This is a genomic window from Streptosporangium sp. NPDC000563 (genome assembly GCF_040299985.1).
GTDB lineage: Bacteria > Actinomycetota > Actinomycetes > Streptosporangiales > Streptosporangiaceae > Streptosporangium.
Genome location: NZ_JBEPDA010000016.1, coordinates 13,183 through 38,958 on the forward strand (window position 1 = coordinate 13,183; position 25,776 = coordinate 38,958).

23 protein-coding genes are annotated in these 25,776 nt (G+C 71.6%); 15 read left to right on the forward strand and 8 right to left on the reverse strand.

Annotation, left to right across the window (positions count from 1 at the left end):
- Positions 1 to 29: 29 nt before the first annotated feature.
- The 5 genes from ABT352_RS28360 to ABT352_RS28380 form a co-directional block, all read right to left on the reverse strand.
- Positions 30 to 995, reverse strand: a complete 966-nt coding sequence (locus ABT352_RS28360) for an ABC transporter ATP-binding protein (RefSeq protein WP_350947997.1) — start codon at positions 993 to 995, stop codon at positions 30 to 32.
- Positions 976 to 2,034 carry a taurine ABC transporter substrate-binding protein gene (locus ABT352_RS28365; protein ID WP_350947998.1) on the reverse strand — a complete coding sequence of 353 codons (1,059 nt, stop codon included), beginning with the start codon at positions 2,032 to 2,034 and terminating at the stop codon, positions 976 to 978. The genes ABT352_RS28360 and ABT352_RS28365 overlap by 20 nt, the downstream gene beginning before the upstream one ends.
- Positions 2,035 to 2,045: 11 nt before the next feature.
- Positions 2,046 to 2,894 carry an ABC transporter permease gene (locus tag ABT352_RS28370; RefSeq protein ID WP_350947999.1) on the reverse strand — a complete coding sequence of 283 codons (849 nt, stop codon included), beginning with the start codon at positions 2,892 to 2,894 and terminating at the stop codon, positions 2,046 to 2,048.
- Positions 2,891 to 3,973, reverse strand: coding sequence for an LLM class flavin-dependent oxidoreductase (locus ABT352_RS28375; protein ID WP_350948000.1), 1,083 nt, complete (start codon positions 3,971 to 3,973; stop codon positions 2,891 to 2,893). Before ABT352_RS28375 ends, ABT352_RS28370 begins: the two co-directional genes overlap by 4 nt.
- A gap of 151 nt (positions 3,974 to 4,124) precedes the next feature.
- Positions 4,125 to 4,889: a TetR/AcrR family transcriptional regulator gene (locus ABT352_RS28380; RefSeq protein WP_350948001.1), complete on the reverse strand. Its 765-nt coding sequence runs from the start codon at positions 4,887 to 4,889 to the stop codon at positions 4,125 to 4,127.
- Positions 4,890 to 4,979: 90 nt separating this feature from the next.
- Between ABT352_RS28380 and ABT352_RS28385 the strand changes: the two genes are divergently transcribed.
- Entirely contained in the window at positions 4,980 to 7,172 is a 2,193-nt protein-coding gene (locus tag ABT352_RS28385) for an MMPL family transporter (RefSeq protein WP_350948002.1), read from the forward strand.
- Positions 7,173 to 7,346: 174 nt separating this feature from the next.
- On the opposite strand, the gene ABT352_RS28390 is transcribed toward ABT352_RS28385, so the two are convergent.
- Positions 7,347 to 8,339: a bifunctional helix-turn-helix transcriptional regulator/GNAT family N-acetyltransferase gene (locus ABT352_RS28390; RefSeq protein WP_350948003.1), complete on the reverse strand. Its 993-nt coding sequence runs from the start codon at positions 8,337 to 8,339 to the stop codon at positions 7,347 to 7,349.
- A gap of 152 nt (positions 8,340 to 8,491) precedes the next feature.
- On the opposite strand from ABT352_RS28390, the gene ABT352_RS28395 reads away from it, so the two are divergent.
- The 5 genes from ABT352_RS28395 to thiI all read left to right on the forward strand — a co-directional run bounded on the left by ABT352_RS28395 (position 8,492) and on the right by thiI (position 14,576).
- Complete coding sequence (locus ABT352_RS28395; protein WP_350948004.1) at positions 8,492 to 9,466, forward strand: lactonase family protein; 975 nt, start codon at positions 8,492 to 8,494, stop codon at positions 9,464 to 9,466.
- A 370-nt stretch (positions 9,467 to 9,836) separates the two neighbouring features.
- Entirely contained in the window at positions 9,837 to 10,862 is a 1,026-nt protein-coding gene (locus ABT352_RS28400; protein ID WP_350948005.1) for a 6-phosphofructokinase, read from the forward strand.
- 308 nt (positions 10,863 to 11,170) lie between these two features.
- On the forward strand, positions 11,171 to 12,280 hold the full coding sequence (macS, locus tag ABT352_RS28405; protein ID WP_350948006.1) for a MacS family sensor histidine kinase: 1,110 nt from the start codon (positions 11,171 to 11,173) through the stop codon (positions 12,278 to 12,280).
- 171 nt (positions 12,281 to 12,451) lie between these two features.
- On the forward strand, positions 12,452 to 13,081 hold the full coding sequence (locus ABT352_RS28410; protein ID WP_350948141.1) for a response regulator: 630 nt from the start codon (positions 12,452 to 12,454) through the stop codon (positions 13,079 to 13,081).
- A gap of 292 nt (positions 13,082 to 13,373) precedes the next feature.
- The gene (thiI, locus tag ABT352_RS28415) at positions 13,374 to 14,576 is read left to right on the forward strand and encodes a tRNA uracil 4-sulfurtransferase ThiI (RefSeq protein WP_350948007.1); all 1,203 of its coding nucleotides are present in this window, start codon (positions 13,374 to 13,376) and stop codon (positions 14,574 to 14,576) included.
- Positions 14,577 to 14,713: 137 nt separating this feature from the next.
- Here the strand turns inward: thiI and aroF are convergent, their stop codons facing one another.
- A complete protein-coding gene (aroF, locus tag ABT352_RS28420; protein WP_350948008.1) occupies positions 14,714 to 15,751 on the reverse strand; it encodes a 3-deoxy-7-phosphoheptulonate synthase in 1,038 nt (345 codons plus the stop codon).
- Between the two features lie 374 nt (positions 15,752 to 16,125).
- On the opposite strand from aroF, the gene ABT352_RS28425 reads away from it, so the two are divergent.
- From ABT352_RS28425 to ABT352_RS28435, 3 genes are read left to right on the forward strand one after another with little or no spacing between them, the layout of a single operon-like run.
- Positions 16,126 to 16,743 (forward strand): molybdopterin-dependent oxidoreductase, encoded by a 618-nt coding sequence (locus tag ABT352_RS28425; RefSeq protein ID WP_350948142.1) that lies wholly within the window; start codon positions 16,126 to 16,128, stop codon positions 16,741 to 16,743.
- 48 nt (positions 16,744 to 16,791) lie between these two features.
- Complete coding sequence (locus ABT352_RS28430; RefSeq protein ID WP_350948009.1) at positions 16,792 to 18,036, forward strand: sensor histidine kinase; 1,245 nt, start codon at positions 16,792 to 16,794, stop codon at positions 18,034 to 18,036.
- Between the two features lie 50 nt (positions 18,037 to 18,086).
- Entirely contained in the window at positions 18,087 to 18,875 is a 789-nt protein-coding gene (locus tag ABT352_RS28435; protein ID WP_350948010.1) for a LytR/AlgR family response regulator transcription factor, read from the forward strand.
- Between the two features lie 1,191 nt (positions 18,876 to 20,066).
- Here ABT352_RS28435 and ABT352_RS28440 read toward each other — a convergent pair.
- Positions 20,067 to 20,906, reverse strand: coding sequence for a deoxyribonuclease IV (locus ABT352_RS28440; RefSeq protein WP_350948011.1), 840 nt, complete (start codon positions 20,904 to 20,906; stop codon positions 20,067 to 20,069).
- A gap of 208 nt (positions 20,907 to 21,114) precedes the next feature.
- Here ABT352_RS28440 and ABT352_RS28445 point away from each other — a divergent pair, with 208 nt between their 5' ends.
- The 6 genes from ABT352_RS28445 to ABT352_RS28470 are packed head-to-tail and all read left to right on the forward strand — an operon-like array spanning position 21,115 to position 25,724.
- Entirely contained in the window at positions 21,115 to 21,777 is a 663-nt protein-coding gene (locus ABT352_RS28445) for a 2-oxo-4-hydroxy-4-carboxy-5-ureidoimidazoline decarboxylase (RefSeq protein ID WP_350948012.1), read from the forward strand.
- Positions 21,774 to 22,085 (forward strand): hydroxyisourate hydrolase, encoded by a 312-nt coding sequence (uraH, locus tag ABT352_RS28450; protein ID WP_350948013.1) that lies wholly within the window; start codon positions 21,774 to 21,776, stop codon positions 22,083 to 22,085. The genes ABT352_RS28445 and uraH overlap by 4 nt, the downstream gene beginning before the upstream one ends.
- On the forward strand, positions 22,086 to 22,988 hold the full coding sequence (gene pucL / locus ABT352_RS28455; RefSeq protein ID WP_350948014.1) for a factor-independent urate hydroxylase: 903 nt from the start codon (positions 22,086 to 22,088) through the stop codon (positions 22,986 to 22,988). It begins immediately after the preceding gene.
- Between the two features lie 5 nt (positions 22,989 to 22,993).
- Positions 22,994 to 23,869, forward strand: coding sequence for an FAD binding domain-containing protein (locus ABT352_RS28460; protein ID WP_350948015.1), 876 nt, complete (start codon positions 22,994 to 22,996; stop codon positions 23,867 to 23,869).
- A complete protein-coding gene (locus ABT352_RS28465; protein ID WP_350948143.1) occupies positions 23,869 to 24,342 on the forward strand; it encodes a (2Fe-2S)-binding protein in 474 nt (157 codons plus the stop codon). The genes ABT352_RS28460 and ABT352_RS28465 overlap by 1 nt, the downstream gene beginning before the upstream one ends.
- Complete coding sequence (locus ABT352_RS28470; protein ID WP_350948016.1) at positions 24,339 to 25,724, forward strand: 8-oxoguanine deaminase; 1,386 nt, start codon at positions 24,339 to 24,341, stop codon at positions 25,722 to 25,724. The genes ABT352_RS28465 and ABT352_RS28470 overlap by 4 nt, the downstream gene beginning before the upstream one ends.
- The last annotated feature ends 52 nt before the right edge of the window (positions 25,725 to 25,776 follow it).

Genomic DNA, 25,776 nt, shown 5'->3' on the forward strand with positions numbered 1-25,776 from the left:
GATCCCCTCCGACATCGTCGTCTACCAGGTCACCGGCCACTTCCGCCGCTGGGCGACGCGGCCTGCCTGACGACCTCCGTCAGCTCCTCGCGCAACCCGGCGAAGAGCGGGTCGGTGCGGGGATGGTCGCCGTACGGCAGGTTCGAGGCGCGGTCGAGGACCACCCGGCCCGGCCTGCCGCTCAGCGCTAGCACGCGGGTGCCCAGGTAGACGGCCTCGTCCACACTGTGGGTGATGAACACCACCGTCGTGCCCGCCCGCCGCCACAGCTCGCGGACCTCCTCCTGCATGCGTTCCCTGGTGAAGGCGTCCAGGGCGGCGAACGGCTCGTCCATCAGCAGCAGCGCGGGTCCCGGCGCGAGCGCGCGGGCGATCGCCGCGCGCTGCTGCATGCCCCCCGACAGCTCGTACGGCCTGGCCCTGGCGACGTCGGTGAGCCCGGTCAGCTCCAGCAGCTCGGCCACCCGCTCGCGCCGCGTCGCCCTGGGCAGGCCGCGCAGCCCGAAACCGACGTTCCCCTCGACCGAGAGCCAGGGGAAGAGCCGATGCTGCTGGAACACGTACCCCCTGGCCGGGTCGGGGCCCACGACCGGTTCGCCGGAGGCCGTGATCGTCCCCGCCGACGGCGCGGTGAAGCCCGCCACCAGCCGCAGCAGCGTGCTCTTGCCGCACCCCGAGGGACCGACGACCGTGACGAACTCCCCGGCGGCGATCTCCAGGTCGATCGGCCCGAGGGCGTCGACCGTCCCCGCGCGCCCCCGGTAGGAGTGCGACACTCCGGCGAGCGTGAGCGCCGTGGTGGGAGGGCCGGCGTCTTCGGATCCGGCGCTCCCACCGGAAGCCGTGCCGAGGTCCGTACGGGCGGATCCGGTGTTCCGGCCGGCTGTGTCGGGATCGGGGTGAGCCGGGCCGGGAGTCGCGGCCGTGTCGGGGGTCGTGCGGGCACGGCCGGAGTCCGTGCCCGCGCGAGTGGTCTCAGCTTCCGGCGAAGGCATCGGCGAGCTCCTGCGTGGCCAGGCCCTTCTGGAAGACGCTCAGCTCGGGCACGGCGTCCACCTTCTGCTGGCCCTTGAGGAACTCGGCCGAGCTGCGCAGGTTCTCGGCGAACTTCCCCGGGGCCGAGGGAGTGCCGAGATACTCGGCCGAGCGCTGTTCCGTCGCGTCGAGGAGCACGAGCTGGCCGAGCTGGCGCGCGGCCTCCGCCGGGTCGAGGTTGAGCTGGCGGCCGATGGCCGCGGCGGCGGCGTCCTTGTCGCTCCTGACCAGTTTGACCGCGCGGTCCTGCTGCTGGAGCCAGACGTGCAGCGCCTTCGGGTACTTCTTCGCGAAGTCGTCGCTCACCACCGCGAGGTCGGCGGTGAGCTTGCCCCGCCGGGCCAGCTCACGGCTGGTGACCAGCGTCGTGCCGCCGTTCTTCTGCAGCTCGGCCAGGGTGGGCGTCCAGACGTAGGCGGCGTCGACGTCGCCGCGCTGCCAGGCGGCCTGGATGTCCGGCGGCTCCATGTCGAGGATCTTCACGTCGGCCTCCGACAGCCCGGCCTCGTCGAGCGCGGCGAGCAGGCTGTAGTGGGTGGTCGAGGCGAAGGGGGCGGCGACCCGCTTGCCCGCGAGCCCCTTGACGTCGGTCACGCCGCCCCTGGCGACGAGCGCCTCGTTGTCGCCGATCACGTCGAAGATCCACGGCACCCGGTACGGGATGTCGAGGGGCGCCGACAGGCCGCGGGTGACCGGGCTGCTGCCCGCCAGCCCGATGTCGAGCGATCCGGCGATCATCGCGGTGTTCACGTCGCCGCCCGAGTCGAACTTACTCCAGACGATCTTGGTGTTCGGCAGCGCCTTCTCCAGCCACTGCTGGTCCTTGACGATCAGGTCACCGTTGGGGATGAGCTGGTAGCCGATGCGCAGGGTCGCGGGGGAGCCGTCGGCGGCGGGCTTCGCCTCCTCCGTGCCGGACCCGCAGGCGGTCAGGGCGAGTACGGCGGCGGTCAGGGCGAGCGCGGCCCGCTTCACGGGGGTCATTGCCAGGTGTTTCATGGGGGTCTTTCCTAGGTACGGCCGCGCCAGGGAACCAGGCGGCGGTCCAGCGTTTGCAGGAGGAAGTCGATGAGCAGGCCGGACAGGCCGATGACGATGATCCCGAGCACCACCACGTCCGTCTGGTTGTAGCGCTGGGCGTCGCGGACCATCCCGCCGATGCCGGGCACGCCGTTCACGGTCTCGGCGGCGACCACCGTGGTGTAGGCGACGCCCACGGCCACCCGTACCCCCGTGATGATCTCGGGCAGCGCGCTCGGCAGCACCACACGCAGCGGCAGCTCGTGCCGGCGGGCACCCAGCGAGCGGGCCGCGTTCAGGTAGTCCTCGTGCACGCCGCGTACGGCGTCGGCGGTGGCCACCGCGACCGGCGGGAGCGCGGCGAGCAGCAGGAGCCAGATCTTGGGCTCCTCGTCGATGCCGAACCAGATCACCAGCAGGCTGAGGTACGCCAGCGGCGGCAGGGTGCGCACGAACGTGACCAGCGGGCCGAGCAGCGCGCGCAGCGTGGGGACCATGCCGATCAGCAGTCCCAGCGCGATGCCGCCCGTCACCCCGTACAGGCAGCCGAGCAGGATACGGCGCAGGCTGGTCAGCAGGTGCTCCTGGAGGGTGTGGCCGCTCACCCCCTCGGCGGTGGTGCGCAGGAACTGATCCCAGACCGCGACGGGCTCCGGCACGAAGACCGGTGGCCAGATCCCGGCCATGGCCACCGCCTGCCAGATCGCGACCAGCGCGACGATCGCCCCGGCCCGCAGCGCGAGGGCCCGCCACAATCCGGGGCCCTGCTCGCCTCCGGAGACGCCGGTGCGGCGGGGGCGGAGACGGGGGAGGCGGGGAGGGGCGGTGAGGACGCTCACGTGACGAGGGCGGGGGTCGCGAGCCGGGGAAGGACGAAGTCGCCCACCCGCCAGGCCTCCTCCAGATGCGGCCAGCCGGACAGCACGAACTCCGACAGGCCCAGCTCGGCGTACTCGCGGAGGCGCTCGGCGACCTCCGCGTAGCTGCCGACCAGCGCGGTGCCCGCGCCCTCCCTGACCAGCCCGACCCCCGCCCAGAGGTTGGGCGAGATCTCCAGCGCGTCCGCCGAACCCCCGTGGAGGTCGGCCATGCGGCGCTGTCCCACCGAGTCCATCCGGGCGAACCGCGCCTGGGCGGCGGCGATCCTGTCCGGGTCCATGCCGTCGAGCAGGCGCCGGGCGTGCGTCCAGGCCTCCTCGGAGGTGTCGCGGGCGATGACGTGGAGCCTGATGCCGAACCGCGGCTCGCGGCCCGCCTCGGCGGCGAGCTTGCGCATCCTGGCGACCCGTTCGGCGATCATCGCTGGAGGCTCGCCCCACATCAGGTAGACGTCCGCCCCGGCGGCGGCCACTCGCTCCGCGGCGGGGGAGGCCCCGCCGAAGTAGATGTCGGGGGTGTCGAGGAGCGGTGTGGCGAGCCCGCCCCCCGACACCCGGTAGTGCGCGCCCAGGTGGTCGAACGGCTCGCCCGCCCAGGTGCGCCTGAGCACCTCGATGAACTCGCCGGTGCGCTCGTAGCGGGCGTCGTGGTCGAGGAAGTCGCCGTAGGCGCGCTGCTCCAGGGGGTCGCCGCCGGTGACCACGTTGAGCAGGAGCCGTCCCCCGCTGATCTCCTGGAAGGTCTGCGCCTGCTGGGCGAGCAGCGTGGGGAGGGTGAAGCCCGGCCGGAAGGCGACCAGCAGCTTGATCCGCTCGGTCCGCGCCGCGACGGCGCCGCACACCACCAGCGGGTCGGGGCAGCCCGCGCCGACCGGGGTCAGCGCCGCCTCGAAACCCGCCGCCTCGGCGGCGCGGGCCACCTGGGACAGGTAGTCGAGCGTCGCGGGCCTGGCCGCGGCGCCGCCCACCGCGACGGTGGTCGTGGCGGGCCTGACATGGTGGCCGTCGCCGGTGGTCGGCAGGAACCAGTGCAAGCGCATCTTCGCCTCATCGGGCTCATACGGAACGGGGTGGCGCCCCCGATAGTAACCACATAATACCTATCTATAAAGAGGGAATTAGGGAGTGGCCAGGACAGGGGCCTGACCTCAAGGTTCATGGCCGGCCGCGCGGGTCTTCCGGGCCGGTGATTCAGGTTCCCGGTTCCCCGCCGGAGTCCGTGGAGGCCGACAGGTAGCCCGTGAGCAGGGTCTTGAGTTCGGTGGTCAGTTCCGCCGCGCGTTCCGGCGGTCCGGCCGCGACCAGCGGGAGCACCGCCCTGATGGTGGCCAGCATCATCGTGGCGATCAGCAGGCGCCGCTCCTCGCCGAGGCGGGGTGCGCGTACGGAGAGGGCCTCGGCGATGCGCCGGGCGATGTCCCGGTGGAGCCGCTCGGACGCCGCCGCCAGCCGGTCGCCGGTGGCGGAGCCGTGCAGCAGGGCCCAGTAGGCCGGGCGGGAGGCCTTGTAGGCGACGATCTCGTCGACCACCTGGTCGATCAGGTCGGCCGCGGGCATCCGTATGGCGTCGCCGGTGAGCCTGGCCTCCCAGTGCGCGCTCCGCCCATCGGTGAAGCGGCTGAGCAGGCCGTCCAGGATCTCCTCCTTGTTGCGGAAGAACTGGTAAAGCGAGCCCGGGGACATGCCCGCCCGCTCGGCCACCGCGTTCGTGGTCATGTCGGCGTAGCCGACCTCGGCGATCACCTCCTCGGCGGCGTCGAGGATCTCCTCCATCCGCCTGAGGCCGCGCGCCTGCCGTCTGACCGGCCGCCGCGCGGTCGCGGCCCGGCTGTCGCCGGCCTGGTCGTCGGCGGCTTGGTCGGTGGCGTGCCGGGCGGTCGCCCGCCCACCGGTCCTTCGCGCGGTCGTGGGCCGGTCGTCCGCCGGCTGTCCGGTCGCCGGACGTTTCTCAGGCATGCGTCATCCCGTTGACAAATACGAGCATTTACTTGTATTTCTGTCTCGAACCCTAAAACACGAGCAGTTTACCGAATTTCGGGGATGATCATGAAGACTGATCCGCGTCCGGTCGCGGCGCCTCCCGGGCCGCCGCTGAGACGGCTCGGCCGCCTCCTCGTACGGCGACGCCGCCTGGTGATGGTCCTCGCCCTACTCGGCGCCGTCGTGCTGGGAGCGCTGGCCTCGGGTACGGTGTCCGCGCTCTCCCTGGCCAGGTACGAGGCGCCCGGCTCGGAGTCCGACCGGGCGCAGGCGGAGCTGGCCGGGAGGTTCGGCACAGGGAGCGCCGACCTGGTCCTCCTGGTCACCGCCAGGAGCGGGACCGTCGACACCCCCGCCGTCGCCGCCTCCGGACGGGCGCTCACCACCCGGTTGGCGGCTTTCGAGGGCGTGGCCGAGACGGCGTCCTACTGGTCGCGGGGCAACCCCGCCACGCTGCGCAGCGAGGACGGCAGGCACGCGCTCGTGGTCGCCCGCATCCCCGGCGACGCCGATCGGGTCCGCTCCGAGATCCTGCCAAAGATCATTCCCGAGGTCCTGCGCGGCGACGCCGCGACCACCGTCAGGGCGGGCGGCGGCGAGGAGGTCTTCCGCCAGGCCGTGCCCCTGGCCAGGCAGGACTTCGTCCGTGCCGAGCTGGTCGTCGTCCCCATCGTGCTCGTACTGCTCTGGGTCCACCTGCGGCGCGTCCTCGCCGCGGTGCTACCGGTCGTGCTCGGCGCGCTGGCCATGGTGATCGGGCTGGCGCTGCTGCGGATACCGCTCCTGTACGCGGACGTGTCGACGTTCGCGCTGAATCTCACCCTGGCCATGGGACTCGGCCTGGGCGTCGACTACTCGCTGTTCATGATCGCCCGTTTCCGGGAGGAGGTGGGGCTGGGCAGGGACAGGCACGAGGCGGTCGCCCACGCCGTCGAGCGGGCCGGCCGTACGGTGATCTTCAGTGGGGTGACGGTCGCCGCCTCGCTGAGCGTGCTCCTGTTCATGCCCTTCGACTTCTTCCGCTCCTTCGCCTATGCCGGGATCGCGGTCGTCGCAGGGGGAGTGGTCGGCGCCGTGGTCGTGCTGCCCGCGATCCTCGCCGCCGTCGGCGACCGGGTGCTGTCGCGCCGGCCCGGGGCGGCGGGAGGAACCCTCTGGCGCGGCCTGGCGGCCCGCGTCATGCGCAGGCCGGTCGTCTACGGCGGGGTCGCGGCCGCGGTGCTCCTGCTGCTCGGCTCACCCTTCCTCGGCCTGCGCTTCGGCGTCGCCGACGACCGTGTCCTGCCCGTGTCCGCGCCCGCCAGGCAGACCTCGGACGTGATCCGCGCGGAGTTCCCCGCCGAGGAGACCGACGCCCTCCAGGTCGTCTCCGTGGGCGCGGCCGGAGCGCCCCCCGAGGCCGTGCCCGGTTACGCCGCCGCGCTCTCCCGCCTCCCGGGCGTCGCCCAGGTCGACTCCGCCGCCGGGTCGTACGCGAAGGGCGCCCGGATCTCGGCCGGAGACCCGTCGAGGTTCGCGGGAGCCGGGGGCACCTGGCTGTCGGTGGTCCCCTCCGCAGAGCTGATGGAGGACGACCCCGTTCGGCTGGTCCACGACGTCAGGGCGCTGAAGGCGCCGTTCGAGGTGCTGGTCGGCGGCTACCCGGCCGAGCTGGCCGACTACCGGCAGGCCGTGATCGAGCGGCTGCCGCCGCTGCTCGGACTGGTTTTGGCGATCACCTTCGCGGTGCTGTTCGTGATGACGGGCAGTGTGCTGATCCCGTTCAAGGCGACGGTGCTCAACCTGCTCAGCCTCTCGGTCATGTTCGGCGCCCTGGTCTGGATCTACCAGGACGGCAACCTGTCGGGCTGGCTGGGCTTCACCCCCACGGGGACCCTCGACCCGAGCATCCCGATCCTGATGTTCTGCGTCGCGTACGGGCTCTCGATGGACTACGAGGTCTTCCTGCTGTCACGGATCAAGGAGGAGTACGACCTGACCGGCGACACCTCGGGGGCCGTGGTGACCGGGCTCCAGCGCGGTGCCCCCCTCATCACGGCGGCGGGCGGGATCCTGGCGGTGTCGTTCGCGGCCTACGGCACCGCGGAGGTGGTCTTCGTGCAGATGCTGGGCGTGGGGATGGCGGTGGCGATCCTCGTGGACGCGACGGTGATCCGCGCGATCCTGGTTCCCGCCACGATGCGCCTGGCCGGTGAGGCCAACTGGTGGGCCCCGGGCCCCCTGCGCCGCCTCCACGCCCGCATCGGCCTGTCCGGCTGAACCCCGTCCGCCCACCCGCCGGACGGAGGGCGGGCACGTCCGGCGGGGAGACGCGCCGTCGTGGCGGATCCGGCGCTCCCGCTCCGCCGCGAAGGGGGTGGGGTCAGAGGTCGCAGGCCCGGGTCTCCTCGAAGAAAGGGCCGGGGATCGCGGGTCCAGATCTCCTCCACGGGGTCAGAGGTCGCGGGCCCAGATCTCCTCGACGAAGTCCTTGCCGTCCTTGCCGTCCTTGCCGTCCTTGCCGTCCTTGCCGTCCTTGCCGTCCTTGCCGTCCTTGCCGTCCTTGCCGTCCTTGCCGTCCCGGCCCCGCTCCTTCTCGACCAGCTCGAAGCCCGCCGCCCGGTAGATGCGCCTCGCGCCCAGCAGCACGTCCCTGGTCCACAGCATCATCCGCCGGTATCCGGCGGCCCTGGCGAAGCGCATGCACTCGTCCACCAGATGGGTGCCGATCCCCATGCCGCGCGCGGACGGCTCGACGAGCAGCATCCGCAGCTGCGCCGTCTCGTCGTCCCTGCGTACGCAGAAGACGCACCCGGCGCGCTCGCCGTCCACCTCGGCGATCCAGCCCGCCTCGCGCCGGGGGTCGTGGTCGTTCACGTATTCGGCCACGACCCCGGCCACCAGCGCCTCGAAGTCCATCCCCCAGCCCTGCTCCTGGCTGTAGAGCGCGCCGTGGCGGTAGACCACCCAGCCGAGGTCGCCGGGACGTGGCGGGCGGATGACGTACGGCCGGTCCGGCTTCGGCGCGCGGCCGAGGATCTCCTCGATCGTCGCCATGCTCGCGACCAGCCGTCCGCGGTCCTCCTCGGTCAGTCCGGCGAGCAGTTCGCGCACCTCCGCCGCCGCGCGCTCGTCGAAGCCCGCGAACCTCGTCCTGCCCTCGCCGGTCAGCTCGACCACCTGCCGCCGCGCGTCGGCGGTGGACCGCTCGCGCACCACGAGCCCTTCGCCCTCGAACCTGCCGAGCATCCGGCTGAGGTATCCGGCGTCGAGGCCGAGCAGCCGCCGCAGCTCGCTCGCCTCCATCCGGCCCGCCCGGTCCAGCTCGAACAGCACCCTCACCTCGGTGAGCGAGTAGGAGCTGTCGAGGATCCCCTGGTGAAGCAGGCCGATGTGCCCGGTGTAGAAGCGGTTGAAGGCGCGGACGTCCGCCACGTGTCTTTCCATGCTTGACAGCATCAACCGATTTATTGACGCAGTCAATGAATTAATCGGCACGGGCCGATGTGAGATCGGCCGTTCACTGCGCTAACTTCGCATTTTGCCCGAGAACGGATGATGATTCTGGGGGCGGCGCGTGCCGTGCCCATGACGGGAGCATGATGGCTGAGGTCGCGTACATCGGTGGGTACACCCCCGACACCGACGGGTCCGGGCCGGGGATCACCCTGGTCGAGCTGGGGAGCCTCGCGCGGCTCGGGGAGACGACGGCCTCCGGTCCCTCCTTCCTCGCCGTCCACCCCACCCTCCCGATCCTGTACGCGGTGGGAGAGAGCGAGCGCGGCACCGTCGGCGTCTTCGCCCGAGCCGAGGACGGCACGCTGAGCCCGCTCGCGCAGCGGCCCAGTGAGGGATCGGCCCCCTGCCACCTCGCGGTGGACCCCACGGGCACGCGTCTGGCGGTGACCAACTACGGCGACGGCACGGTCAGCGTGCACGGCATCGACGGATCCGGCCTCCTGACCGATGTGTGGATCTTCCCCTACCGTGAGGGCGCCCACGCCCACCAGGCGGTCTTCGGCCCCGACGGGGTGCTGCACGTGAGCGACCTGGGCTCCGACGAGATCCGCCGCTACCTGGTCGGGGACGAGGTGGTCCCGCACCCCGCGGGGCCGGTGCGGCTCGCGTCCGGCATGGGGCCCCGGCACATGGCCTGGTCGGACGGCCACTGGTACGTGGCGGGCGAACTGGACGGCACCGTGCGCGTCTACGAGGTCTCCGACGCCTCCGGTCCCTCCGGCGGGCAGTGGCGCGAGATCGCGGTCGTCGCGGCCAGTGGGAGCGAGGGGCACAACCAGCCCTCGCACCTGGAGGTCTCCGGCGGCCTCGTCTACGTCGCCAACCGCGGGCCCGACACGATCTCGGTCTTCTCCGGCCCCGAACCGGAGCGGGTGGCCGAGGTTCCCTGCGGCGGTGTCTGGCCGCGGCACTTCGCCATCGCCGACGGTCACATGTACGTGGCCAACCAGCGCTCGAACGGCGTCGCCGTGCTCCCGCTCAGGTCCGGCCTCCCTCAGCCCGCGGAAGAGGTCTTCGCCGTCGGCACCCCCTCCTGCGTACTGCCCTTGTCATAGGGCCCCGTCATGGACACCGTCATGGGGCCCTGTCATAGGACGCCGTCACAGGGCGCTGTCACACGGCCGCTCCCGCAGGGCCCCCGCCGCCCTCGTCGTGAAGGTGCTCACCGGAGGCTTTCCCGAGGCGTCCGGTGAGCCTCCGACGTGCGCGCCGGGCAGGACGCGGGAGGAGAGGGGCGCCCCCGCGCGGCCCGTGCGCTCCGCCGTCGATCGTGAGAAACGACATGTGAGGACGACTACACTTGGTCTAGACCACTGGGCGCATCTGCGGGCAGAATGCGTTGCGTCGGTGGCGAAAATCCGTTGCCGGACGACCAAGCCACCTAGTCTGGCCATCTTGAACCGACACTCATTACCGGAGGATGCCATGCGTATCGGAGTGCTCACCGGCGGCGGCGACTGCCCCGGCCTGAACGCCGTTATCCGCGCCGTCGTGCGCAAGGGAGTGGGTGTTCACGGGCATGAGTTCGTCGGGTTCCGCGACGGCTGGCGGGGTCCCCTCGAGGGCGAGACCATGCCGCTCGACATCAATGCCGTACGTGGAATCCTGCCCCGTGGCGGAACGATCCTGGGCTCGTCGCGGACGAACCCGATCAAGATCGAAAACGGCGTTGAGAGGATCAAGGAGAACCTCGCGAAGAGCGGGGTCGACGCGCTGATCGCGATCGGCGGCGAGGACACCCTCGGCGTGGCCAAGCAGCTCTTCGACAAGGGCGTGAAGGTCGTCGGCGTGCCCAAGACGATCGACAACGACCTCAACGCGACCGACTACACCTTCGGCTTCGACACGGCCGTCAACATCGCCGTCGAGGCGATCGACCGGCTGCACACCACGGCCGAGTCCCACCACCGCGCGCTGATCTGCGAGGTCATGGGCCGCCACGCGGGCTGGATCGCCCTGCACGCCGGAATGGCGGGCGGCGCCAACGTCATCCTCATCCCGGAGAAGCCCTTCGACATCGACAAGGTGTGCGCCTACGTCGAGTCCCGCTTCGAGACGAAGTACGCGCCGATCATCGTCGTGGCCGAGGGTGCGCACCCGGTCGAGGGCCAGATGGCGCTGCAGGCGGGCGAGCTCGACGCCTTCGGGCACGTGCGGCTCGGCGGCATCGGCGAGACCCTCGCCAAGGAGATCGAGAAGCGCACCGGCAAGGAGGCCCGCACCACCGTGCTCGGCCACATCCAGCGCGGTGGCACCCCCACGGCCTTCGACCGGGTGCTGGCCACCCGGTTCGGCCTGCAGGCGATCGACGCGGTGCAGGAGGGCGACTTCGGGAAGATGGTCGCCCTTCAGGGCACCGAGATCGTCCGGGTCGGTCTCGACGAGGCCACCAAGGAGCTGAAGACCGTGCCGACCGGCCGTTACGAGGAGGCCGAGGTCTTCTTCGGCTGAGCCACGCTTTCCGAGGCGTCCCCCTTGCGGGGACGCCTGCAAGCGTTCTGCAAGCGGCCTCTCCTAACCTCCCGGCAGGGCGGCCGCCCGCGATTCCCCTCCGTGTACGGCTTGCGCCTTGACCAGGCAGAAGCGGGGGCGCAAGCCGTACACCATCGCCCTCCTCGCTCCGGGACCCACCGGGCGCGAACCGCTCGGGGACGAACGGGAGCCGAAGAGTGACGGATCTCTCGTCGGCGAATCATCGCGGCTCGTCGCCTTTCCGATGAGCGGCTCGTCGCCTATCCGATGAAAGGTGCGGGCGACGGGTGACGGGAATCGAGGATCCGTTCTGGCGTGCGATCGCGGTCTTCCGCGTCGCGTCCCTCGCGTACGCGGCGGTCCTGCTCATCCGCGCCGGAGGGTACGCCCACCCGGCGACCGGCTGGGTGGTGATCGGCGTCATGGCGCTGTGGACCGTGGCGATGATCTTCGCCTACTCCGTCGAGGAGTTCCGCGGCCGGCCCCTGCTCGCCGCCGACATGCTCGTGACCATGGGTTGCCTGCTCGCCACCCCGGCCGTACAGGGCGTCTACCAGCAGGGCAGCCTGCCGATCACCGGCACCTGGATGGGCGGGGCGGTGCTCGCCTGGGGAGTGTACGGCGGGCGGCGGCTGGGGGCGGTGGCCGCGCTGATCGTCTCGCTCGCCGACCTGTGGCTGCACGGCATTCCCGGTGGCGACTTCGAGACGCTGCCGATCAACGGCACCGTCCTGCTCTTCCTCGCCGGTGTGGTCGTCGGGCACGTCGCCCGGCTGGCCAAGAAGGCCGAGGAACGCATGCAGCAGGCGATCGAGCTGGAGGCGGCCGGCCGGGAGCGGGAACGGCTCGCGAGGGGAATCCACGACTCGGTGCTCCAGGTGCTCGCGCTGGTCCAGCGACGCGGGCAGGAGATCGGTGGTGAGGCGGCCGAGCTGGGCAGGCTCGCGGGCGAGCAGGAGGCCGCCCTGCGCGAGCTGGTCAGGCTCAGGCCGGAGCCGCCCGCCCTCGGCACCGCGGACCTGTGCGCACTGCTGCACCGGTACGGCTCGGCCACGGTCACCGTCTCCGCCCCGGCGACCCCGCTCACCCTGCCCGCGGCCACCGCGACGGAGCTGGCCGCCGCGGTCGGGGCCGCCCTGGACAACGTCGCCCGCCACTGCGGGGCGCGGGCGCCCGCCTGGGTCTTCGCCGAGGGCGAAGACGGGCTGGTCACCGTGACGGTGCGGGACGAGGGGCCGGGCATCGCCCCCGGACGCCTGGAGGAGGCCGCCGCCGACGGGCGCCTCGGTGTCGCGCAGTCCATCAGGGGCCGTATCGCCGACCTCGGCGGCACGGTCACCGTGATCTCGGGTCCCGGCCGGGGCACCGAGATCGAGATGTCGGTCCCGGTCGGCTAGGGAGCCGGTCGGGTAACCGCACAAAGTGTTGATCAACATTGGACGCGGCCGGGCCGACCTGTCGCGACCTGCGATTCACCCGAAGGCCGAACACCGCGTGGGCTGTACTCGACCGGCGCTCCAGGCGTGTCGCCCGGGACGGAACAGTCCTAAGGTGGGCCAATGCGCGTGATGGTGGTGGACGACCACCCGATGTGGAGGGACGGGGTGGCCAGGGATCTGGCCGAGGCCGGGTACGAGGTCGTGGCCACGGTCGGGGAGGGGCGCCAAGCCGTCCGGGTGGCCGCGGCGGTCCGGCCGGAGCTGGTCGTGCTCGATCTGCAACTGCCCGACCTGCCGGGGGTCGAGGTGGCGAGGAGCCTGGCCGCCGCTGATTCGCCGCCCCGGGTGCTGGTCCTGTCGGCCAGCGGCGAGCAGGAGGACGTGCTGGAGGCCATCAAGGCGGGCGCGTCCGGATATCTCCTGAAATCCGCGAGCAAGGAGGAGTTCCTCGACGCGGTCAGGCGTACCGCCGAGGGCGACGCGGTGTTCACTCCAGGGCTGGCGGGACTCGTCCTGGGGGAGTACCGCAGGCTGGCGGCCAGACCCGCGCCCGAGGCGACGCCCCGCCTGACCGAGCGGGAGACCGAGGTGCTCCGCCTGGTGGCCAAGGGCCTGTCGTACAAGCAGATCGCCGAGCGTCTCGTGCTCTCCCACCGGACGGTGCAGAACCATGTCCAGAACACGCTGAACAAGCTCCAGCTCCACAATCGGGTGCAACTGGTCCGTTACGCGATCGAACAGGGCCTCGACGGGTCGTAGGGACGACCCGGGTGCGGCGGAGGCGTCCGGACGGCGATCACGCGGACGGGTTTCGCCGAAGGGCGGAGGCGCTCCGGACGGCGATCACGTGGACGGGTCTCGGCGGGGTGCGGGGACGATCCGGGTGACGGCGCAATCGGATTGACGGCGCGACTAAAGTGGCAAGGTCGAGACGTTGTCTTTGCGCGAGTACGCGAGAGACTTGACGGTGACTCCCTGACGACTCCCTGACGGTGACTCCCCGACGTCCCCGACTCCCCGTTCCCCTCGAAGCTCCACCGGAGGTCGCACCATGACCATGTCCGCCTTGGGCGAGCCCTGCGTTCTGCTCAAACTGGGCGAGGTCGTCCTCAAGGGCAACAACCGCGAGCTCTTCGAACGCAGGTTGCAGGCCAACATCAAGGCCGCCCTGAAGGACGTCGGCGTCAAGGTCGACGTACGACAGCGCCACGGTGTCATCGCGCTCTTCCTGCCGGACGGCAGCGAGGTCGAGGTCGCCGACGCGGTCGCCGAGCGCGTCTCGTACGTCCCCGGCCTGGTCTGGGTGCACCGCGCCTGGCGGGTGGAGAAGGACCCCTCGGCGATCACCAAGGCGGCCATCGAGTTGCTGGCCGACCGCGACGACGTGAGGCGCGGCGTCTCCTTCGCGGTCCGCTCCCGTCGCCGCGACAAGCGCTTCCCGCTCACCTCGATGCAGCTGGACCGCTCGGTCGGCGGCGAGCTCAACGACATCTACGGCCTGCCGGTCGACCTGAAGCGCCCGGAGTTGGTCGTCTCCATCGAGGTCGACCGCGACGAGGCGTTCGTCTTCACCGGCGGGCAGCCCGGCCAGGGCGGGCTGCCGGTCGGCACCAGCGGCAGGGGCCTGGTGCTGATGTCGGGCGGCATCGACTCCCCGGTGGCCGCCTACCGGATGATGCGCCGGGGCCTGCGGGTCGACTTCCTGCACTTCTCCGGCATCCCCTTCACCACCTCCGAGTCCATCTACAAGGCGTACGCGCTGGTCAGAGCGCTCGACAAGTTCCAGGGCGGGTCCCGGCTGTGGGTCGTCCCCTTCGGCAAGGCCCAGCAGTCGATCAAGGCTTCGGGGCAGGACCGCCTGGCGATCATCACCCAGCGGCGCCTGATGCTGAAGACCGGCGAGGAGGTCGCCCGTCGCCTGCGCGCCGGCGCCCTGGTCACCGGTGACTCCCTGGGACAGGTCTCCTCGCAGACGCTGCAGAACATCACCGCCCAGGACGACGCCGTCGACATGCCGATCCTGCGCCCCCTCATCGGCCTCGACAAGACCGAGATCATGGCCGAGGCGCGCCGCATCGGCACCCTGGCGATCTCCGAGCTGCCCGACGAGGACTGCTGCACGCTTCTCGCCCCCCGCCGGGCCGAGACCGCCGCGAAGGTCGCCGACCTGAAGAAGATCGAGCGCCGCCTGGACGCCGAGGAACTCGCCGTCCAGCTCGCCGGGTCCCTGCAGGAGTACAGGCTCGACGCCTGAACCGTTCCCCTCGGGCGACGGGCGTCGCCCGAGGGGGTGCTACGGGGCCACCGAGGGGCCACGAGGACCACGAGGGCCACAGGGGCGCTACTGAGGGGCCGCCGAGCCGACCGGTGAGACCGAACCGGCGGCTCCCGTCAGGCGGGGGCGAGGAGGTCGCCGGCGGCGACCTTGCCCAGCAGCGGCGGGAGGTGCTCCATCACCTGGGCGAGCTCCTCCAGGTCTGCGTCGACCAGCGCCTGAGGGCCGTCGCAGAGGGCCTGGGCGGGGTTCGGGTGCACATCGATGATCACGCCGTCGGCGCCGACGGCGATGGCCGCGCGGGTGAGGGGCAGGACCAGGTCGCGGTGCCCGCCCGAGTGGGACGGGTCGACGATCACCGGCAGGTGCGACAGCCGCTGGGCGAGCGGCACCGCCGAGACGTCCAGGGTGTTGCGGGTGGCGGTCTCGAAGGTGCGGATGCCGCGCTCGCACAGCACGATGTCGAGGTTGCCGCGCTGGGCGACGTACTCGGCGGCCATCAGCCACTCCTCGATGGTGGCGCTCATCCCGCGCTTGAGCATCACCGGCTTGCCGGCGGCGCCGACGGCCTGCAGCAGCGCGAAGTTCTGCGCGTTGCGGGTGCCGACCTGGAGCATGTCGGCGTAGGAGGCGACCAGTTCGACGTCGGCGGCGTCGACGACCTCGGTGACGACGGGAAGCCCGGTCTCCTCGCGCACGTCGGCGAGGATGCGCAGGCCCGCCTCACCGAGCCCCTGGAAGGCGTACGGGGAGGTGCGGGGCTTGTAGGCGCCGCCGCGCAGCAGGGTGGCACCGGCGGCCTTCGCCATCAGGGCGGCCTTCAGGGTCTGTTCGGGGGTCTCCACCGCGCACGGCCCGGCGATCAGGGTGACCGTGTCCGGGCCGATCGGCACGCCGCCGACGCGGACGGTGGACCGTTCGGGATGGTTGTCGCGGCTCACCAGCTTGTACGGCGCGCTCACCCGCATCACGTCGGCCACCCCGGGCATCCCGCGCAGGTCGAGGGTGGCGAACTGGGCGATGTCGCCGACCAGGCCGATGATCGTGCGGCTCACCCCCCGGCTGACGAACGCCTCCCCTCCCACCGAGCTGATGATCTTCACGATCGACTCGACGTCCTCCCGCGTGGCGTCCGGACCCATGACGATGACCATTTCTCTCCCTCTCGATCACTCCGTCGGCGCCCGCCGATCCCGGCCGGCTCCGATGTTTCCCGCAGTGGTTGTGACGTTCTCGACGAAGGCCGGAAAAGCAGAAGGCCCCGGGTCCGAAAACCGGACCCGGGGCCTTCTGTTCGCCAGGCTGTCAGCGCAGCATCTGGAGGCGAACGGTCCGACCTGAGGGTCCGTCGCCATACCAAAACCAGAACGCGGTGCGCATAGCGGGAAATGATAGCGCACGCGGAGAGCACACCCTTCCCGCGACCCCGGGGCCAGGCAGAAGAGCGCTATGCGACAGCCACCGAGAGGCCGGGAAATCCGCGATGGCAGGATTACCCCGTGCCATGGGGGAAACGGCGAGGGGAGTGATGGTGGAGCAGTCCGAACCTTCGGAGGAGTCTCGCCTGCCCCCGGGCCAGTACGTCCCCCGGGGCAGGCCGGTGATCCACTACGGCCGGGTGCCCACGTTCCGCCCGGCGACCTGGCAGCTGCACGTCATGGGGGCGACCGCCTCCGGCGAGCAGCACCGCTTCAGCTGGCCGCAGTTCTCGGAACTGCCACGCACCACGATCGTGGCCGACTTCCACTGCGTCACCAAGTTCTCGATCATGGGCAACGAGTGGAACGGGGTGTCCACGGCGACGCTGATGGAGATCGCCCCGCCCGCGCCCGACGTGAGGCACGTGATGATCTGGGGTGAGTACGGCTACAGCGCCAACATCCGCATCGGCGACTTCACCCGCCCCCAGACGATGTTCGCGCTGGAGTTCGACGAGAAACCCATCTCCCCGGAGCGCGGCTTCCCGGTGCGGATGATCGTCCCGCACCTGTACGCCTGGAAGAGCGTCAAGTGGGTCCGCGCCGTGGAGTACCTGCTGGAGGACAGGCGCGGTTTCTGGGAGGAGCGCGGCTACCACAACATCGCCGACCCCTGGCGTGAGCAGCGCTACTCCTATCAGGAGGAAGCGGGCGAAGGTCCACCGTGATCGGTGTTCGCCCCTGATCAGAGGGGTCGGTTGACTACCGTTTCCCGCATGTCGACCACCGGCTGGACGCTGCTCTGCGCCTTCAGCGCCATCCTCGGATTCCTCCTCCCCCGCCCGCGCCGGGAGCATCCGGACCGTTCGGGCACCCCGATGGACGAGGCCACCTTCCTCGCACTGCACATCGCGGCGATGGCGGCACCCTCGCTGCGGGCCGGGCTCACCCGCGAGTCCGCCGGCAAGGCGGCCCGCCACCTGCGCGCCCTGCTGGGCACCGGCGCCGTCGCGGTCGCCGACACCGGCGGCCTGCTCGCCTGGGACGGCGCGGCGGGCTGCCATCGCGACCACCTGCCCGAGCACGCCCGCGGCGTCCTGGCCCCGGCCGGCCCTCGGGCGGTGGCAGGACAGGATCTGAGCTGTGGCACGCCGGGCTGCGTCATCCGGAGCGGCGTCGTCGTACCGCTCACCGTCGACGGGCGGGTGGTCGGCGCACTCGCCGCGTACGACACCGTGATGGGCGCGGCACTGGCGCGTACCGTCACCGAGGTCGCCCGCTGGGTCTCCGGGCAGCTGGAGCTGGCCGAGGTCGCCTCCTCGCGGCGGCGGACGATGGAGGCCGAGATGCGGGTGCTGCGCGCCCAGATGTCCCCGCACTTCGTCTACAACGCGCTGACCACCATCGCCTCGTTCGTCCGTACCGACCCCGACCGGGCGCGGGAACTGCTGGTGGAGTTCGCCGACTTCAACCGGTACGCGCTGCGCCGGGCCCGTGACTTCGCCACCCTCGCCGAGGAACTGCACTGCGTGGATCGCTACCTGCTGCTGGAACGTGCCAGGTTCGGCGACCGGCTGCACGTCACCCTCAAGGTCGCGCCGGAGGTGCTGTCGCTCTCCGTCCCGTTCCTCTGCCTGCAACCCCTGGTGGAGAACGCCGTCAAGCACGGGGTGGCCGCCGCGGGACAGCGCGGCGAGGTCCGGGTGGTCGTCAGCGACGCCGGACCCGAGGCCCACATCAGCGTGCAGGACGACGGCCTGGGCATGCCACCCGAGCGGACCCGGCTGCTCCTCGACGGCGGCCTCCCGCGTGAAGGCTCACATGAGGGCTCACCGGGAGGCCCGCCCGAGGACGGGGAGGGTGGGATCGGGCTGGCCGAAGTCGACGTGCGGTTCCGTCAGATGTACGGAGAGGACTACGGCCTGGTCGTGGAGAGTGCCCCGAACGCGGGCACCACGGTGAGGCTCCGCGTTCCCAAGCTCCCACCGCCGATAGCTATTTGTAGTCAAACTATTACCTGAAGTCGCCGTGAGGCTTGCGGCGGATGCGATTGGAAGGGCAGCGTAGGGCCATGTTGCGAGTCCTTGCCGTTGACGACGAGGTCCCCGCTCTTGAGGAGATCGCCCATCTCCTCCGCCAGGACCCCCGGATCGAGCACGTCTCCACAGCCCTGGGCGGCGTCACCGCGCTCCAGGACATGGTCCAGATGATCGGTACGGGCGAGCGGCTGGACGGGGTCTTCCTCGACATCCGGATGCCCGGCCTCGACGGCCTCGACCTGGGCAGGCTCATCGCGGGCTTCCCCAACCCGCCCCGGCTGGTCTTCGTCACCGCCCACGAGGATTGCGCGGTGCAGGCCTTCGAGCTGGAGGCGGTGGACTACCTGCTCAAACCGGTCAGGGCCGACCGGCTGGCCGAGGCGGTGCGGCGTCTGGAGTCCATGGTTCCCGCGGCGCCCGCCCTCGTGCCCGAGGACGTCATCCCGGTCGAGCTCGCCGGACGGACGAGGTTCGTGCCCCAGCAGGCGGTCTGGTTCGCCGAGGCGCAGGGGGACTACGTCCGGCTGCACACCGACGAGGGCAGCTACCTGGTCCGCATGCCGCTCGCCGCGCTGGAGCGGCGGTGGGCGGGATCGGGGTTCATCAGGGTGCACCGCAGCACGCTCGTCTCGGTGCGGCACGTGAGCGAGCTGCGCTTCGACGGCGGCCGGGTGATGCTCAGGGTCGGCACCGAGACGCTCCCGGTCAGCCGCCGCCACACCCGCCAGGTCCGCGAGCGGCTCGTCCGCCAGTTCCGCGACCGTCCGGCCGTTCCCGGCGTGACCCGGACCAGGCCCCTGCCCTCCGCCGCCCTGCGCTAGCCACCCGCGTCTCCCTCGCGGATCGAGGGGCCCGTCCAGCGGATCCGGCCGCCCCTTTCTCACGAGAGTTCCGTCGCGCCGGCCCGGCTCCGGCGGGGAGTTCCGCACCGGTTTCGTCGGCTTCGCCGACGCGAACCTGGCGCCGACGATCAGGACTCACCGCTCGAAGACGCGGGGCCGGGGGCGTGCCCCGCCCGTTCTCCGTCTTTTGTGGCTTTCACGGCGTCCTGCCGGACCCCGTGCGGGTTTTCCCGGCGGCTACTCACTCCTCTCGCGGCCGTAGACCGCCGCGGGAGTTTCCCCCTGGGGTCGGCGCCGTCGCGGCCTCCTGTGGCGATTCACGCCCGTGTGGACACCGGCATGCCCACCTTCGGCCGGTGGACCTTCGTCCGTGTCCCCGATCGCCGCCCCCGACAACCGGCTCGGGGTGACCCGCACCCGTCCCGGCGGTTGGTCCAGGGCGACATGTGTCCGTTCAGAGCGATCGGGTCCAGGGTGACCCGCACCCGCCTCGGTGGCGGGCCGGGGAGGCCAGTGCCACGCGTAGACGCCTCCGCCTGGGGCGCCCACCCGCCGTCGCCGGACTCCCGGTCGCGGGCGTTTCGTGCGCCCTGCCGACATCTCTCCGTACCGGTGTCCACACAGGCTCCACGAGCCCCCGATCGACCGTTCGTCGTCCGCCGACGGCCGCTCGTCGTGCCGACGCTCTCCGCACATCGACAACTACGAACCGTTAATCGCGCTGGAGGGAAAGCGCCGCTCGCTCGTCTGGACGCGCCTCTAGTGTTCCCTCATCGGAGAGCGGGACCCGCCGCGTCAGGGGGGGACAGAGAGCCGCGAGGCTCGGGTAAGACCTGACGTGCGGACATCGGGTGACCGTCGAGAGCCGGCGACATCCGGTCACTCGGCCGCCGGGTCCTCGGCCAAAAGGGGAGGGGCCGCCGATCTCCGATATGACGGGACGCCCGCGCGTAGCCGACGGGCCGGACCGTGATCCGGCCACACGGGGGCGGTCGGATCACGAGGACGGGCGTCCCGTCCGACCCCACGAGCCCGGTGACGCGGGCTCCGTCGGACGGCGAACGCCCGGACGGAGGCCGGAAGGAACACCGAGACGATCGTCCGGGCGAACGCCGAGCCGAACAGGCGGGTGAGACCGGGACGAACACCGGAAGGCGGCCGGTCGTCGCGTCAGGTGTCGCGGAGCTTCTTGAGCAGGTCGATGTCCTCGCGGTGCTTCTCCGCGCCGCCCGGCGTCTCGATGCAGAACGGGACGCCCGCCACCACGGGGTGGCGCATCATCTCGGCGAAGGACGCGGCGCCGATGTGGCCGGCGCCGATGTTCTCGTGCCGGTCCCTCCTGGAGGCGCACGGGTCCTTGGAGTCGTTGGCGTGGACCAGTTTGAGCCGCCCGGGGGCGATGGCGTGCAGGGCGTCCAGGGTCTCGTTGAGGCCCTCGGACGTCGACAGGTCGTGCCCGGCGGAGAAGACGTGACAGGTGTCGAAGCAGATGCCCGCCTTCGGGTGCCAGCCGAGGGCCTCCAGGTAGGGCTCCAGGTCCTGGACGGTCGCGCAGAGGACCCCGCCCTGCCCGGCCATCGACTCCAGCAACAGGTCGGGGCCGTCCTCGGGGATCTCCTCCAGGAGCGGCAGAAGATGCTCGTGCAACTGCCGCAGGGCGGCCTCGCGGGACTGGCTCACCGCCGACCCCGTGTGGATCACCACTCCCTTCGCGCCGATCGCGTGGGCACGCAGCAGGTTGTGCCGCACGGCGGCCACCGACTTCTCCAGCGTCTCGGGACTGGGAGATCCCATGTTGACCAGGTAGGAGGCGTGCACGAAGGAGAGCATGCCCGATTCGCGCAGCTTGGCGTCCTGGACGGGGTCGCCTGCGGCGAGCGCCCAGCCGCGGGGGTTGCTGACGAACACCTGGATCATCTCGGCGCCGATGTCCGCGGCGTAGCGCAACCCGCCCTTGGCGAGGCCACCGGTGACGGAGACGTGCCCGCCGATGAGGGAGAGTGAAGTCATAGTGCAAACATCTTAGGCACCGTCCAGGGGGCCGCCCCGCTCCCGGCGATCGGCGTTTCTTATCGTGTGACCTCGCCCGCCACGGAGACGGGCGGAGGGTGGAGATCAACGAGTTTGGAGCATGTTACGAAAATCCGGGGCAAATCATGGCTCAGTTTGCGCTTCGTGGCGCTGGACCACACACACCGGTGGTGTGTGTACTGCTGCCATGCCTAACGTGAACTCCGCGCCGCCGGTTTCGGGGCTGGCCGCGTTCAACGCGCTGGGCGCCGAGGAGGCCGAGGCCGGTCTGCTCGCCTGCTGCGCCTGCCGGACCTTCGCCAGGGAGGTGGCCGCGTCACGCCCCTACCGTGACCTCGACCGGCTGGCCGAGACGGCGGAGGCCGTCGTACGAGGGCTGGACTGGTCCGGTGTCCGCGAGGCGCTGGCCGCCCACCCCCGGATCGGCGAGCCGCCTCGCGCGGCGGAGCGGTCCCCCGCCGAGGAGCCGTCCCGCGAGGGAGGGCCGGTGCCGGGTCCCGGGCCGGCCGATCGCCCGGAAGGACACCCGGAGCACCCGGAGCACCCGGAACGCCAGGAACGTCCGGAACACTCGGAAAGGGAGGCGGCCTGGTCGCGCGGGGAGCAGGCGGGGGTGGACACGGCGGGGAAGGACGTCCTCGACAGGTTGGCGGAGGGCAACCGCGCCTACGAGCGGCGGTTCGGCCACGTCTACCTGATCTGCGCCACCGGTCTGTCGGCGGAGGAGATGCTGGCCCGTCTCACCGAGCGGCTCGGCAACGACGAGGACACCGAGCGGGACGTCGTCAGGACCGAACTCGCGAAGATCACCCGCCTGCGACTGGCGAAACTTCTGGGAGCCGCCCCATGAGCCTGTCCACCCACGTGCTGGACGCCGCCCTGGGCAGGCCCGCGGCGGGGGTCGCCGTACGCCTGGAAAGGGACGGCGAGGTGCTCGCCGAGGGGGTCACCGACGCCGACGGGCGGATCGCGGGGTGGACCTGCGGGGCGGGAGAGCACCGCCTGGTCTTCGACACCGGCGGCTACTTCGCCGCCCGCGCGGTGGACGCCTTCTACCCCCGGGTCTCGATCGACTTCACGGTGGCGGACCCCGGTGAGCACCACCACGTTCCCCTGCTGCTCAGCCCGTTCGCCTACTCGACGTATCGAGGGAGCTAGATGGCCGTCGTTCTCGGTCCCAACCGCTACGGCAAGGCGGAGACCCGCCTGGTCCGCGTCGTCAGGGACGGCGGCGTCCACCACATCAAGGACGTCACCGTCGGCTCGGCGCTGTCGGGCACGATGGAGGAGGTCCACCTCACCGGCGACAACGCCGCGGTCCTGCCGACCGACACGCAGAAGAACACCGTGTACGTGTTCGCCAGGAAGTACGGCGTGGCGGAGATCGAGGACTTCGCGATCCTGCTGGCCCGTCACTACGTGGAGGCGCAGCCCACCGTCCACCACGCCCGCGTGGAGATCGAGGAGCACTTCTGGGACCGCATCCCGGTGTCGGAGGAGGCCGAGAGGAAGGGCGGGCGGCACTCCTTCGTCCGCTCGGGAAGGGAGACGCGCACCTGCGTCGTCCACCACGACCGCGACGGCACCACCACCGTGGTCTCCGGGCTGAAGGACCTGACGGTGCTCAACTCGACCGACTCGGAGTTCTCCGGCTTCGTCCAGGACGAGTACACCACCCTCGCCCCCACCAAGGACCGGGTCCTCGCCACCGCGGTCTCGGCCCGCTGGCGGCACCTGCCGGGGGTGGCCGGGCAGCGGACGGCGTACCGGGAGTCGTACGACGAGGTGCGCCGCCACCTGCTCGGGGCGTTCGCCGAGACCTACAGCCTGTCGCTGCAGCAGACCCTTTACGCGATGGGCGAGCGGGTACTGAACGCCAGAGAGGAGGTCTGCGAGGTGCGTCTGGCGATGCCCAACAAACATCACTTCCTGGTCGACCTCACCCCGTTCGGGCTGGACAACCCCAACGAGGTGTTCTACGCGGCCGACCGTCCCTACGGGCTGATCGAGGGCGACGTGCTCCGCGACGACGCCCCCGACGCCCGCTTCGCCTGGGAGTGACGACCATGGACTTCCTGCGACCCGCCACCTGGGCGGAGGCACTCGCCGCCAAGGCCGACCTGCCGGAGGCCGTGCCCATCCAGGGCGGCACCGACATGATGGTCGAGCTCAACTTCGACGTGCGGCGGCCCGCCGCGCTGCTCGACCTGAACCGCGTCGCCGAGCTCACGGCGTGGAGCGAGGAGGCGGACGGCAGGCTCAGGATCGGCGCGGGCGTGACGTACGCCCGCCTGATCGGCGAGCTGGGCGACCGGCTCCCCGGCCTGGCGCAGGCCTCCCGCACGGTCGGCTCGCCGCAGATCCGCAACCGCGGCACCGTGGGGGGCAACCTCGGCGCCGCCTCGCCCGCGGGGGACAGCCACCCGCCGCTCCTGGCCGGCGGCGCGGTCGTGGAGGTCGAGTCCGCGGACAGGGGGACGCGGATGATTCCGGCCGACGAGTTCTACCTCGGGGTCAAGCGCAGCGCGCTGGAGGCCGACGAGCTGATCCGGGCGTTCTGGATGAGCCCCGCGAGCGGCCCCCAGTACTTCTCCAAGGTCGGCACCCGCAACGCCATGGTGATCGCGGTCTGCTCGTTCGCGATCGCGCTGCACCCCGGCGAGCGCCGGGTCGGCACCGGCATCGGCTCGGCCGCCCCGACCCCCCGCCGGGCCGTCGCCGCCGAGGAGTTCCTCGCCGCCGAGCTCGACTGGGAGGCCAGGCTCGACCCCGGGGTGCTGGAACGCTTCGGGGAACTGGCGGCCGGATCCGTCTCCCCGATCGACGACGTGCGCGGCACCGCCGACTACCGGCGCCACGCCATCGCGGTGATGGCGCGGCGCACCCTCACCTGGGCGTGGAACGAGTTCCGCTCGGGACACTTCGAGAGGAGGGCCGGATGATGCGCGTCACCTTCACCGTCAACGGTCGCACGGAGGTCGCCGACGACGTCTGGGAGGGCGAGAGCCTCCTGTACGTCCTGCGCGAGCGCGTCGGCCTGCCCGGTTCCAAGAACGCGTGCGAACAGGGCGAGTGCGGCTCCTGCACGGTCTACCTCGACGGGATCCCCGTCTGCGCGTGCCTGGTCGCGGCCGGGCAGGCCGAGGGGCGTGAGGTCCGCACCGTCGAGGGGCTCGCCGACGGCGACCGGCTCGACCCGATCCAGGAGGCCTTCGTCGAGTGCGGCGCCGTCCAGTGCGGCTTCTGCACCCCCGGCCTCCTCGTACAGGCCCATGACCTGATCGAACGGGTCGCGCGGCCGTCCGACGCGGAGATCCGCGAGGCCCTGGCGGGCAACCTGTGCCGGTGCACCGGCTACGAGAAGATCCTCGACGCCGTGCGTCTGGCCGCGGCGCGGAAGGCGGAGGCCTCGTGAGCGCCACCCTGATCGAGAACGTCCACATCGCCCCGGTGGTGGGCGAGGAGATTCCCTCGGGGCACATCCACGTCGAGGGCGACAGGATCGTGGCCCTGGGCGCCGGCCCCGCGCCGGACGTCCCCGGGGCGGCCAGGATCGACGGCACCGGCTGTCTCGCCACCCCCGGCCTGGTCAACACCCACCACCACCTCTACCAGTGGGCCTCCCAGGGGCTCGCCCAGGACGCCACCCTGTTCGAGTGGCTGACGGCGCTCTACCAGGTGTGGGCCGCGATGGACGCCGAGGTCGTCAGGGGCGCGGCGGGCGCGGGGCTGGGCTATCTGGCCCTGTCGGGCTGCACCACCTCCAGCGACCACCACTACATCTTCCCCTCCGGGCGCGGGGACCTGTTCGCCGCGGAGATCGAGGCGGCGAGGCAGGTCGGCCTCCGCTTCCACCCCGCGCGGGGCTCGATGGACCGGGGCAGGTCGCAGGGCGGCCTGCCGCCGGACGTCGTGGTCGAGCGGCTGGACGAGATCCTTGAGGCGACGGCCGAGGCCGTCGACACCTACCACGACCCGTCCTTCTCCTCCATGCTGCGTGTCGCGGTCGCCCCCTGCTCGCCGTTCTCCGTCAGCGCCGACCTGATGACCGAGGCCGCCGCGCTGGCCAGGTCCAAGGGCGTGCGCCTGCACACCCACCTCGCCGAGACCCTCGACGAGGAGGAGCACTGCCTGCGGCAGGTCGGGCAGCGCCCGGTCGACTACATGGAGAAGCTCGGCTGGCTCGGCCCTGACGTGTGGTTCGCCCACGCCGTCCACCTGAGCGACGGCGACATCGACGTCTTCGCCCAGACCGGTACGGGTTCGGCGCACTGCCCCAGCTCCAACGGCCGCCTCGGCGCCGGGATCGCCCGCGTCTCCGAGATGCTCCACCGGGGGGCGAACGTCGGCCTGGGCGTGGACGGCAGCGCCTCCGCCGAGCTCACCTCCCTCTCCGGCGAGATGCGCCAGGCCCTGCTGTTCCAGCGGGCGAGGTACGGGCCCACCGCGCTCACCGCGCGCCAGGCCCTGGAGATCGCGACCCTCGGCGGGGCGAGAAACCTGGGCCGCCAGGAGGAGCTCGGCTCCCTGGAGGCGGGCAAGCTCGCCGACATCGCCCTCTGGCGCACCGACGCCTTCGCCTCCGCGGTCGCCGACCCGGTCTGCGCCCTGGTGTTCGGCGCCCGGCAGCCTCCGCTGGCCCGCTTGCTGGTCGGCGGCGAGACCGTCGTCGAGGACGACGAACTGCGTACCGTCGCCCAGGACGAGCTCGGCCGCGCGGGAGGCGAGGCGCACCGCCGTCTCATGCGGCTGGCCGAGGAGCAGGGCTTCACGGCGGCGAAGGAGGTCGGCGGATGAGACGGGGCGCGGGGCCGGGCGTCGAGGACGCGCGGGGACGAATGTGATGATG